Raw genomic sequence first — 10971 nt, forward strand, 5'->3', positions numbered from 1 at the left:
TCGGCGGACGACAACCGGAGCGTACGCTATCGCCCGGAACGGGAACCGGTCAGACGGATCAGCTCCTTCTCCAGCCGAGCAACCTCCTCAACCAGCCCCAATCTCCTCGCACAGTCCAACGCAAAGGTGATCGCCGCAATCGCCTGAGCCTGATTCCCTTGCGCCAGATAACTACGGTAGGCCCGCTCGGAATAGGCCAGCCCACGATCGGGAAATCCCCGCCGTTCTGCAACCCGGCCTAGCCGCAGAAGATCGGCAGCAATCTCCGCCCGGCGCTCCGCAGTCTTGTCCAACTCCAGAGCGCGCTCAAATTCCCGTTCCGCGACTTCGTACTCGCGGCGCTCCTCCGCCAGAATCCCCAGGTTCACATGATTGCTGGCCTCGGCAGCGGGGTGCCCCGCGGCCTGATTCAGGGCCATCGCCTGCCGGAACAATTGTTCTGCCTGTCCGACATCACCGGTCGCCTGCCGGATCAGTCCGAAATTATTCCGGAGCATCGCTTCGGTACGCTGGTCTGCTGCCCGCTGAAGGAGATCCAGCGCCTGTTGATAGCGCCGGTCTGCCTCCTCAGTCCGCCCCTCTTGATATTCTGCCGCCCCCAACGATGCGAGACCAGCGATCAAGAGGTCCGTCTCTCCGAATTGTTGCGCCAGGGAGACGGCCCGCCCATGAAGCTGGATCGCCTCACGCCCGGCCCCACGGCCAAGCGCAACAGACCCAAGATCGTTCAAGGCCCCGACGAGCCCTTTCATATCATCCAGACTTTCGGCCAGCCGGCGAGCCTCTTCATAGGCCTCCCCGGCACGGGCCAAGTCCCCCCGGATCATCCAACGATCTCCTTGCATGCGCAGGGACTCGACCTGAGTGCTTAGAGGCCTGGGCGCGGGAACGGAAGGCGGTGGCGGCGTAGCGGCGCACCCGAGCAGGAGAGACAATATCACCCCCCAGAAACCCGAGGAACATCCATGCCGCTTCACAATCATCGACGCAGGTGATCTCCGCGCAAACTCGGGGGAGCCGTGGGTGACAAGGCGGTCTCCGGCTTCGGCGCCGGCCCGGCGTTCTGCGCGAATCGGTTAAAGGGAAAGGTCTGCTTTGCGCCACGCACCAGGATGGAGACGTCTGCCAGCGTAGTTTCCGCCGTGTGAACGACCGGCAGCAGCTCATGGCTCACCTCCTCCACGGAATCGGAGAGGCGCTTCACACTGGTGAGTGTGGATTGAGCACTGTCCAAGATAGCCGGCAAGCGACTGGTCGTCCGCTGCATGTCTGCCGTGACACGATCCACCACCGCCAGCGTGCGCTGAACTGAGCCGGTCATGGCGGGAAGCGCAGTCGCCGTTTGCTCGACCGAGGCGATGGTGCGTTGGACGGATGCCACGACCGCCGGCAAATCCTGCGTCGCCACCGCCACCTGCTCCAGAGCTTTGCCGCCGGCTTTCAACCCGCCCTGCAGATCCTGCGTAATGGTTTCGACACGCAGCAACGTCTGCTTCACTGCCATCAGCACCGGTTCAACCTCATTGAGCAGGTCCCCGATATCTCTCGGCTCAACCGCGCGAATGATCGCGCCATCGGTCAACACGGGGCTGCTGGCGGTACCCGCCCCGATCTCGACTTGGGTCTGGCCGACCACGACACCGCTCTTGGTAATATGCAGTTCCGAATTGCCCTTCACCATGTCCTGGTAGCGGGCCGACAGTTGCAGCGTCAGATCGACCGTCCCGCGATCGTTGAGATCCACCTGCTTCACCCGCCCGACCCGAATCCCCGATACGACAACCGGCGCGCCCGGCTCGAGACCGTACGACTTGCTGAGGCTGGCCAGCAAGTGGTACTTCGGCTCGAAGAGATGTTCCGTCTTCGACATCCAGAAGCCGGCCACCGCCAGGATCAGGACGGGAATCAGCACGAATGTGCCGACAATCTGAGCCAACCGCCCGCTGGATAAGCGATGTGAATAGTGCATCCCCCCACCCCTCAGTCTTGCTGGACCGCCTCGGCAGAACGCGGTCTATTCCACATACTTTCTGAGCATCTCAGGAACGGTGCGGGCCACCGTATCACGGGCCCCATCGGCTTCCACGCGGCCGTCGCGAAGCACGACCAGACGATCCGCCCCCTCGATAAACGGAGAAAAGGCACGTAAGGCTGCGACCACGGTCAGCGGATGGTGAGCCCGACGTTCTTCGACGCAGGCCTTGAGCGCCAACACCATCTCGGCATCCAGGCCGGCCACGGGATCGTCCAGGAGCAGCACCTCGGGGTCCAACATCAAAGCCCGCGCAATGGCCGCTCTACGTACTTCGCCTTGATTGAGCTCGGCAGGAAACCGGTCTCGCATCGGCGCGACGCCCAGTCGTTCCAGCTGCGCCATCACGGCTTGCTCCCGACTCCGCTCCGGCATCGCTCCATGATGGTACCGGAGCGGCAGAAGCACGTTATGAAAGAGGGTCATATTGCTCAACAACCCCGGCTGTTGCAGCACAGTCCCCACTCGAAGCCGCACGGGAGTCTGCTCACTCTCCGAGGTATCGTTCCACTCATGCCCCAGCAGAACCACCCGACCGGCTTCCGGTCGCACCAACCCCGCTGCCAGCTCGATCACCAGGCTTTTCCCCGAGCGGCTCGGCCCCACCAGCACGACGAACTCGTCCGCGGCAATCCTCAGATCGACATCGAGAACATGAGGACTGCCCGCCATCGGCGTCCGGACCTGCTCCAGAACGAGGGCTGCCTCATTCATAGGTACAACGGCACCGTGACGACGACATCGATCAGCAGACAGAGGACAAATGAATTGATCATCGCCCGGGTCGTTTGCTGCGGCACTTCGGTAAAGGAGGACCGGACAGCCAGGCCATGGTAACAACAGATGGCCGCCACGGCCGACCCGAATGACAATCCTTTGATGGCCGTCATCAGGACATCCGTCGTCGACAACGCCTTCGTGATGCTCTCGACGAACGCATAAAACGGAATGGTCAGTTGCGCGTCGGCGATGAGATAGCCCCCCAACACCGCCACCACATCGAAATACAGCGTCAAACAGAGCATCGAGAGGACCATGCCGACCATACGAGGCATAATGACAAATCGGCTGATGGAAATCCCCATGAGCCGAAGCGCCACCACCTCGCGTGTCACGGACATGTTGCCCAACTCCGTCGCGATGGCCGTTCCTGACCGCCCGACCACAATGAACGCCGTAATCAACGGGCCCAGTTCGCGAATGACGGTCACGACGATGATGCTCCCCACCAGGCCACCGGCCCCGAGCCTCGGAAGCTGTGTCCCGGCCTGCGTGACGATGATGATGCCGAGCAGGAGCGCGATAACGGTCGTCACGGGCAACGCATCGACCCCCGTGAACAGAATCTGCCTGACGAGTACCCGCCGCGTCTCCCCACGGCCTTGGCGTGTGGGGAGCACGAGGTCCAGCACGGCTTGCGTAAAGAGTGCCGCCAGCGCCGCCAGATACGTATACCCCGCGATGGCCTTACGCCCCACCCACTCGATCATGCGTTGTGAGCCGCCTTTTTCATGGAGCAACACCGTCGGGCCGAGGCGATATTCATGTGGGATCCCGCGAAATTGTAGGGGAAGGATCGGAAACAAAGCAATGAGTCGCCCTGCCGGCGACGTCTCGAAACGGCGCGAGTGAGAGGAACGGCCATGTGGGCTGGTCAGCGTGGACAAATAACGGCGGAGCAACAGCAGGAAGGAAGAACGTTGTACGAGGCCTATGACAACGGCCTGGCCTTGATGACGAACTGCTGGATGCGCTGGAGTTGGGCAGGGCGCATCGCCAGAAACTCCACACCGAACTCCCCGCCTCGCGCCCATCGAACCACGGCTTCATCCACTCGGACCGGCCATTCATGCCCATCCGACAGAAATAAAGCCACCTTCATATGAAGTCCCGGTGACATCCTGTTATCCGACTTGGCCATACAGCCGGTCGAAGAGACATCCAACACCTCCGCCTCCCCATCCACCTCATCCTCCCCGGTAAATTCCAATCGGCAATCGGCTGCGACCCGACGAGATTTTCGCGGCGTTTTCGTCTGTTCCACACAAACTCCTTTCTCAGCACACCACCCCCCAGCCTCATCGGCCCCGATACCGGCCCTATTCGGGACCGGTGGATGCGAGAAACTGGCGGATCCGATTGAATTCGGTTGTCCCCATGGAGACAAATTCCACACCAAAATGTAGATCCCGACCCCATCGCACCAGGGCCAGATCTATGGTGGTCGGGCACAGTTCCCCCGGAAGGAGGATGATCAACGACATCGCATCTCCCACAGTCACACCCGCGTCGCTGCTGATTTTGCAACCACCGGCGGACAGGTTGATGACGACGCCTTCACCTTCCGCATCACCGTTAAAACTGATGGTCGGAGCAAAGGGTGCGAACGAGAGCAGGCATGCCGGGGGCACAACACACCGCTGGTGTTGCCGGAGTTCAATGCGCGCAGAAGAGAGGTTGTTGGATTGATCCATGGCGGAGCGGATGGTGCGATCGTGCACGATATTCAGCCAGGATCAGTATATCGCAAGGAGCGGGAGACGCCGAATACTTCTCATCATTTTGCGGAGCCCAAGTCGAATACACACGACCGCGCTACCACGTCGATGGAACGCCACTTAGCGTCGATAGATCGGCGGCTCACCGGGAGGACGGCTTTTGAAGCGGCGATGCTGCCAGAAATATTGCTCCGGAACTCGACGGACCGCACCTTCGATCAGCCGATTGATACGTGTGGCATCCTCCACCATTTCACCGGACGGAAAGTGCTCGAGCGCCGGCCCCACTTCAATGTCATAACCGGATCCGTCCGCTCTTCGATAATAAAAGCAGGGGACCACCGCGGCACCGCTGACCTTCGCCAACCGCGACGTGGCCGTCAGGGATGCGGCCTGTACACCGAAAAACGGGGCAAAGACGCTGCGCTTGGAGCCTGCATCGATATCGGGGGCATACCACACCACCTGGTTCCTGGCTAAGGCTCGCAGGATCCCCCGCATATCCCGGTGCTGAATCAACTCGGAATAGTACCGGCTCCGGCATCGATTCGCGACGGTTTCGGCGACCACATCGTTCTGTGGCCGGTAGACGATCGCCACCGGCTGCTCCAGCGCCATAAACCGACCGGCCAGTTCCGCCGCATGCAAATGGGCGCCGCAGAGCAACACGCCTCGTCCCTGACGGAGTGCCTCGCGGATATGCTCCAATCCCTTGATGGTGCACTCGCAATAGGTGCGAGGATCCTTCGCCCACCAGGCCATCGCGATCTCCAGCACCCCCATTCCCATGGACTCGAAGCAATGGAGCGCGACCTGGTTACGCTCAACCGGTTCCTGTCGGGGAAAACACACGGCCAAGTTCACCCGGACGATATCGCGCCGCTTGGTCAATAAACCATGCAGCAGACGCCCGCATTGCCGTCCGAATGCAAGTTGCCAGCGGTAGGGAAACAGGGCCAGCAGGCGAAACAATCCGAGACCGACCCATGTCGGCCAATACAGCGGATGGTAGGAACTATGCGGGCGCTGCCGCTTCTTTCGTGTGTTCGTACTGGACATGGCCGAATGGGGAAGCCATTGTAGGGAAACGGAGCGGCGAGCGCAATCTCGAAGCGATGCGGGGAATCGCCACAACGGGAGCTGGCGAGGAGCAAGCGGTTGGGACTGACGCACCAGGGCCGCAATGCCGGCCCGATAGAGGCTATGCGCAGTTCTGTGCGCCTTCGCGCTACTGCGCCGGACAGATCCCCGTAACGTGCGGTTATGCCCCCGGCTTCGTCGCGATGGTAATGAACTTTCGCAAGCGCATCTCGGCCACTGGTGACAGATCGACAAACTCTAATCCGTACACCTGCTCTTTCTCCCAGCGCACCGTCGCTTCCTCCACCGTCATCGGCGACACCTGATTGGGCAAAGCAAGCGTCACCGAGACCCTGTCGCCGCGCTGAATACCGGACTCACTCATCACTTTGGCCCCTCGCATCGACACATCGAACACGACCCCGATGCCGTCCCCCCCGCGCCCAAGCCATTTAGCCAAGCCAAGGCGGGAAAAGGAACAGACGAACGGTGCCGAGACGCGCAAACGAGGATGCTGCCGCAAATCGACGGAGAACTGTCCCTGTCCCGTAGTGCCATCCATACGTACCCTCCCGTATGTAATATGGCCACTGTATCGCACCTGCGCCGGTTCGAAAAATAAATTAAGAAAACCAACCGGACGCAACGGAACAAAAAGAGACGGTGCCGGAAGTGACCTGACCGATCGCCACCTTCCCGACACCTCTCCTCCACCCGCCCCAAGCCGGAGGCGACTACCGGTGCTGGCCGCGTTGCCGAATCATTTCGGAGCAGGTTTGCGAGAGTTCCGCGGCATGCGCCTTCAAGCACTGAGCGATTCGCCCTTCTCCCGCTTTGACGCCCGGGCAGAGTTGTTTCACATCCTCGGCGCAGGCCTTTCGCATGCGATGGCCCCCAAAGCCTTTTTCCTTAGCCCCTGCTCCAGGACTGCCGGAAGACTCGGGCGGAACAGCGGATTGGTCCTGGCCAGCTGCCGTTGCTGGATCGGATGCCGACCAGGCGGGTTCATAGAAGCCAAACAGCTCGACCGCCAGTCCGCTCAAGACCACAATCCCCATCGCCTTTCTTAGAACCCCACAATCAACCCGCATACTCCCCCCTTTCGAAAATAAATGATCGCACTCGGGCCGCTCTCCTTCCGCACCCACGATGACTGCGTGCGGAGCCTGTTACCGACACAGTGACTCAACGCCTCCGCAGGAAAACGGTTGACGGTCCCCCTCGTCCACCGCTACCCCAGGCAGGAACGGCCGCAACACATCTGCGACGCATCGACCCTACGGCGCCCACCAGACACTTGCGAAAACCCGCACGCTTGACTATTGTAGCGGGATGCAACAAATCGCCCCGAGTTCGGTTCCAACCGACATTGTCCATCGTGTTCACCATAAGTTCTGGACCTATCTCCTATTCTGGTCAGTCGTCGCAGGTTCAATGATCGCGGTGCCTGGCTATGGACTGGTCTACGGCTACTCCTGGCTGGATTGGACGATGTTCGCCATCCTCTATGTGGTGACTGGACTGGGGATCACTGTGGGCTACCACCGGTTGCTGACCCATCGCAGTTTCGAATGTCCCGACTGGGTGAAGGGCTGTCTATTGGTGGCGGGGGGTTGGGCGCTCCAGAACTCCGGCGCGAAATGGACAGCCGATCATTTGCGACACCATGCGCACTGCGACGATCCGGCCGATCCCTATAACGCCAAACGGGGGTTCTGGTACAGCCACTGCGGCTGGCTGCTCGATCCGGTGCCATGCAACGATGAACGATTCGGCTCCCGCGTCATGCAGGACCGGGTCGCGATGTGGCAACACCGCTACTATGCGGCGATCGTCCTCGTCGGCCTGGCTCTCCCCTTTGTCGTAGGCTTCCTGCATAACGGCTGGAAGGGCGGAATCGGTGGCTTCATGCTGGCCGGCGTCGGACGCACCTTTGCCGTACTGAACTCCACCTTCTGCATCAACTCAGTCTGCCACCTGTGGGGCGAGCAGCCCTACGGTACAGCCGATTCCAGTCGCAACTCCTGGTTTGTCTCACTGCTGACCTTCGGCGAGGGGTACCACAACTATCACCACACCTATCCGAGCGACTATCGCAACGGGCCGCTGTGGTACAACTTTGACCCGTCAAAGTGGTTGATCTACACCTTATGGAAGTTAGGACTCGCCTCCTCGCTCCGGACGGCCTCTTCCGGTCACTAAACCGCACCCATTGTGTGCCACGACAAGGAACGACGGGATCACCACCACAGAGATCAGGCCGGAGGCGCGTGGGCCCTCTCCGTGCAGCGATCGACCGCATCCGACCGATACAAACTATTTTTTCCCTGTCCATGAATCGTGTAGCAATCCCCCTATTCATCTGTTAGGATGCAGTGTGATCTCATGACGGGCCGCATGAGAATCATGGTTCCGGATGGCTCATCACCGATGTTGTTTGTTACCGAGAAGTTGATCGGAAGTCAGACCCAAGTCGCCTCAATCATCGCGTCTTCGGCCCGCTCATTCCCCTCATATGTCTGTTCTCGTGTCGCCGACAATGTCACTATTCAAAAGGAGAGACCCCTATGGGTACTAAATTGTATGTCGGCGGACTGCCGTATGCTGCAACTGAATCGCAACTGAGCAACTTGTTTTCCACTCACGGCACCGTTGAATCGGCGCGCGTGATCACGGACAAGTTCACCGGACAATCGCGCGGCTTCGGCTTCGTGGAAATGTCCACGGCAGAAGAAGCGAAGGCAGCCATCACGGCGTTGAACGGCTCGGACATGGATGGCCGGCAGCTCACCGTCAATGAAGCGAAGCCGCAAGAAGCTCGCTCCGGTGGCGGCGGCGGGGGTGGACGGTTCGGCGGCGGTGAAAACCGTGGCGGACGCAGCCGCTTCTAAGAAGTGACGAGATTCGTCTCGTCTCCGAAGGGGCGCTTCAACTGAAGCGCCCCTTCTTTTTTGCCCTGCGTCTGGTGAGACTACTGCTCGTCCGGCTTTCCCCGCAACGATTTCAGACGCGCCCGCTTGGTCTTGCTGTCCAGCCTTCTTTGGGTCGATCCCTTCGTCGGCTTTGTCGGACGACGCGGCAGACGCAGCACCGCCACTGACTGAATCAATTCCTGCAGACGATCCAACGCCAACGCACGGTTGCGCTCCTGGCTCCGTGAGTCCTGCGCCTTAATAATAATGGTGCCGTCACGCGAGATTCTATGGTCCCGCAAGGCCAGCAGTCGCTCTTTGTAGAACGGCGGAAGGGAAGACGCGAGAATATTGAATCGAAGATGGATCGCGGAGGAAACCTTATTGACATGCTGCCCGCCTGCGCCTTGCGCCCGCACAGCGGTCAATTCGATCTCCTCGTCCGGAATGGTCACATGCGTTGAAATAGACAACATAGCGGTGAGGTCCTGCGCCCGACAGTGAAGAGAACGTACTTGGGAGACAGGGCGGGAGTCAATCACGTGAGCACACCACACCTTGTTCGCAGGCGGCAATTCACCGATGAGACGCCCCTATCTGCCGGATGGAACTGTATCCGTGAACAGGGTATGATACTAAGGTCTTTTCCCTTGAAACCCCTGACACAAGAGTGCGATGGAACCTGCGCTGAACAACGCGCCCTCCAAGGTTGGCTTGGTATCAGACAGAAGCAGATCGACCCAAGGGGGCCTCCCGCTGGTCCTGCTTCTCTGTTTTGTCATCGCTACTGCACTGGGACTCTATGCGTTGTCGTTCCTGCGAACGGTGCTGGTCTCAGAACGGGGACGAGAATTGGCCATGAATGCCGCCGCAGTCGCGGATGCGCTCGACCGCGTCATGTTCGAACGGTTCGGCGATATCCAGCTGTTTGCGAATGACGGCATACTCCGAGACGGCACCTCGCCTGAAAAGACCGCCCGGCTCCTGGCATACAAACAACTCTATCAATATTACTCCTGGCTGGGGGTCGCCGATGAGAACGGACAACTCACGGCTGCCACCGACGCGCTGCCCGCGCAGGGCACGCAAGGCTTGAACCCCGAGTCGTTCGAGTTGGTGCGCAGGACAGGGAAGGTTCACTTCGAAGACATGCGACCCTCCCCGGCATCGCAGAGAAAGATGGCGATCGGATTCACGGCACCTATCTATGGTCCCAAAGGAGAGTTTCGTGGGGTAGTGGTCACACGAGTGCCGTTTGAGAATCTTCAGTCGATTTTCGAGCAGGAAGGCAGACTGCGATACGGAGAGTTGGCCTACGACTGGCTGCTGCTCGACCGAGAAGGGACGGTCCTCAGCGAGAAACATCGCCCCTCGAATCTGAACGGCAATCCGGTAAAGATAGATTTGCCTTCGCAAGCCCAAGCCGTCATTCATCGAGATCACCTCGGTTTCGTGCAAGAAACCCATCGCCGGGGAGGAAACGCAGTCGTCACCGGCTATGCCTGGACCAGAGGGTATGCCAACTTTCCCGGATTCGACTGGCTGGTCTTGTTTCGCTTGGACCGCGATCAGGTCTATGCCCCGATCGATCGACTGATCTGGATGGTGGGAGGGATTGGATTGCTGGTCATCCTCCCCCTCACCGGCTACGGCATCTGGGTCTCGTGGGAACTGGGACGCGAGAAGAATGACCTGGTCGAGGCCCGGCAAAAGTTGGAGGAGTCCGTAGCGGAATTAGGCCGCTCCAATGCCGACCTCCAACAATTCGCCTATGTGGCGTCGCACGACTTGCAGGAGCCCCTCCGCATGGTAAGCAGCTACACGCAGCTCATTGCGAGGCGCTACAAGGGAAAACTCGATGCGGATGCGGATGAATTTATCGCCTTTGCCGTGGACGGCGCCAACCGCATGCAACGGCTCATCCTGGACCTCTTGGCCTATTCGCGAGTCAATACGGCAGGCCGACAATTCGAACCGACAGCCATGGAGACGGTTCTAAAGGCTGCGCTGAACAATCTCACCAACGCCGTCAAGGAAAGCCAGGCCGTCATCACCCATGACCCGTTGCCGGCGGTGATGGGCGATGACAAACAATTGGCGCAATTGTTCCAGAATCTGCTGAGCAATGCCGTCAAATTCGGCGGGGCACAACCGCCGCGCATACACATCTCCGCGAAACAAACCGATGGTGAATGGTTGTTTTCCGTTCGCGATCATGGCATCGGACTCGACCCACAATATGTGGATCGGATTTTTGTCATTTTCCAGCGGCTCCACACGAGAGCAGAATATCCGGGGACCGGTATCGGCCTGGCCATTTGCAAGAAGATCGTCGAACGCCACGGCGGACGCATATGGGTGGAATCCGAACTCGGCAAGGGAGCGACATTTTATTTCACCCTGCGCGATGAGGAACCGGGCACCTCGGCGCACACCCCGAATCGCTGAC

Annotated in this window: 13 protein-coding genes; 3 read left to right on the forward strand and 10 right to left on the reverse strand. The window is 59.9% G+C overall.

Going from position 1 to position 10971, the window contains the following annotated elements; all coding sequences use genetic code 11:
- Positions 1-26 precede the first annotated feature (26 nt).
- The 9 genes from NSND_RS06390 to NSND_RS06430 form a co-directional block, all read right to left on the reverse strand.
- Positions 27-983 carry a tetratricopeptide repeat protein gene (locus NSND_RS06390; RefSeq protein WP_080878203.1) on the reverse strand — a complete coding sequence of 319 codons (957 nt, stop codon included), beginning with the start codon at positions 981-983 and terminating at the stop codon, positions 27-29.
- Entirely contained in the window at positions 980-1969 is a 990-nt protein-coding gene (locus NSND_RS06395) for an MlaD family protein (protein ID WP_080878204.1), read from the reverse strand. The genes NSND_RS06390 and NSND_RS06395 overlap by 4 nt, the downstream gene beginning before the upstream one ends.
- A 45-nt stretch (positions 1970-2014) precedes the next feature.
- Positions 2015-2746, reverse strand: coding sequence for an ABC transporter ATP-binding protein (locus tag NSND_RS06400; RefSeq protein WP_080878205.1), 732 nt, complete (start codon positions 2744-2746; stop codon positions 2015-2017).
- A complete protein-coding gene (locus NSND_RS06405; RefSeq protein ID WP_159450662.1) occupies positions 2743-3522 on the reverse strand; it encodes an ABC transporter permease in 780 nt (259 codons plus the stop codon). Before NSND_RS06405 ends, NSND_RS06400 begins: the two co-directional genes overlap by 4 nt.
- A gap of 221 nt (positions 3523-3743) precedes the next feature.
- Positions 3744-4076 (reverse strand): PilZ domain-containing protein, encoded by a 333-nt coding sequence (locus NSND_RS06410; protein WP_159450663.1) that lies wholly within the window; start codon positions 4074-4076, stop codon positions 3744-3746.
- Between the two features lie 55 nt (positions 4077-4131).
- Positions 4132-4533: a PilZ domain-containing protein gene (locus tag NSND_RS06415; RefSeq protein WP_143833435.1), complete on the reverse strand. Its 402-nt coding sequence runs from the start codon at positions 4531-4533 to the stop codon at positions 4132-4134.
- Between the two features lie 117 nt (positions 4534-4650).
- Positions 4651-5589, reverse strand: coding sequence for an LpxL/LpxP family Kdo(2)-lipid IV(A) lauroyl/palmitoleoyl acyltransferase (lpxL, locus tag NSND_RS06420; RefSeq protein WP_080878209.1), 939 nt, complete (start codon positions 5587-5589; stop codon positions 4651-4653).
- Positions 5590-5791: 202 nt separating this feature from the next.
- Positions 5792-6172 (reverse strand): PilZ domain-containing protein, encoded by a 381-nt coding sequence (locus NSND_RS06425; protein WP_080878210.1) that lies wholly within the window; start codon positions 6170-6172, stop codon positions 5792-5794.
- Positions 6173-6344: 172 nt separating this feature from the next.
- Complete coding sequence (locus NSND_RS06430) at positions 6345-6701, reverse strand: cysteine rich repeat-containing protein (RefSeq protein WP_143833436.1); 357 nt, start codon at positions 6699-6701, stop codon at positions 6345-6347.
- A gap of 343 nt (positions 6702-7044) precedes the next feature.
- Between NSND_RS06430 and NSND_RS06435 the strand changes: the two genes are divergently transcribed.
- Together NSND_RS06435 and NSND_RS06440 are read left to right on the forward strand one after the other, a co-directional pair.
- Positions 7045-7812, forward strand: a complete 768-nt coding sequence (locus NSND_RS06435; RefSeq protein ID WP_235000188.1) for an acyl-CoA desaturase — start codon at positions 7045-7047, stop codon at positions 7810-7812.
- Positions 7813-8177: 365 nt separating this feature from the next.
- Positions 8178-8501 (forward strand): RNA recognition motif domain-containing protein, encoded by a 324-nt coding sequence (locus tag NSND_RS06440; protein WP_080878213.1) that lies wholly within the window; start codon positions 8178-8180, stop codon positions 8499-8501.
- Positions 8502-8581: 80 nt separating this feature from the next.
- Here NSND_RS06440 and arfB read toward each other — a convergent pair whose 3' ends face one another.
- Positions 8582-8998 carry an alternative ribosome rescue aminoacyl-tRNA hydrolase ArfB gene (gene arfB, locus NSND_RS06445; RefSeq protein ID WP_080878214.1) on the reverse strand — a complete coding sequence of 139 codons (417 nt, stop codon included), beginning with the start codon at positions 8996-8998 and terminating at the stop codon, positions 8582-8584.
- Between the two features lie 199 nt (positions 8999-9197).
- Here arfB and NSND_RS06450 point away from each other — a divergent pair, with 199 nt between their 5' ends.
- Entirely contained in the window at positions 9198-10970 is a 1773-nt protein-coding gene (locus tag NSND_RS06450; protein ID WP_200810507.1) for a sensor histidine kinase, read from the forward strand.
- Position 10971: the final 1 nt, after the last annotated feature.

The organism is Nitrospira sp. ND1 (genome assembly GCF_900170025.1).
In the GTDB taxonomy this organism is placed as follows: domain Bacteria; phylum Nitrospirota; class Nitrospiria; order Nitrospirales; family Nitrospiraceae; genus Nitrospira_A.

Bases quoted from the DNA above. Each gene is read 5' to 3' on its own strand.
- NSND_RS06390 (WP_080878203.1), bottom strand. From the start codon at position 983: ATGATTGTGAAGCGGCATGGATGTTCCTCGGGTTTCTGGGGGGTGATA.
- NSND_RS06395 (WP_080878204.1), bottom strand. From the start codon at position 1,969: ATGCACTATTCACATCGCTTATCCAGCGGGCGGTTGGCTCAGATTGTC.
- NSND_RS06400 (WP_080878205.1), bottom strand. From the start codon at position 2,746: ATGAATGAGGCAGCCCTCGTTCTGGAGCAGGTCCGGACGCCGATGGCG.
- NSND_RS06405 (WP_159450662.1), bottom strand. From the start codon at position 3,522: ATGATCGAGTGGGTGGGGCGTAAGGCCATCGCGGGGTATACGTATCTG.
- lpxL (WP_080878209.1), bottom strand. From the start codon at position 5,589: ATGTCCAGTACGAACACACGAAAGAAGCGGCAGCGCCCGCATAGTTCC.
- NSND_RS06425 (WP_080878210.1), bottom strand. From the start codon at position 6,172: ATGGATGGCACTACGGGACAGGGACAGTTCTCCGTCGATTTGCGGCAG.
- NSND_RS06430 (WP_143833436.1), bottom strand. From the start codon at position 6,701: ATGCGGGTTGATTGTGGGGTTCTAAGAAAGGCGATGGGGATTGTGGTC.
- NSND_RS06435 (WP_235000188.1), top strand. From the start codon at position 7,045: ATGATCGCGGTGCCTGGCTATGGACTGGTCTACGGCTACTCCTGGCTG.
- NSND_RS06440 (WP_080878213.1), top strand. From the start codon at position 8,178: ATGGGTACTAAATTGTATGTCGGCGGACTGCCGTATGCTGCAACTGAA.
- arfB (WP_080878214.1), bottom strand. From the start codon at position 8,998: ATGTTGTCTATTTCAACGCATGTGACCATTCCGGACGAGGAGATCGAA.
- NSND_RS06450 (WP_200810507.1), top strand. From the start codon at position 9,198: ATGGAACCTGCGCTGAACAACGCGCCCTCCAAGGTTGGCTTGGTATCA.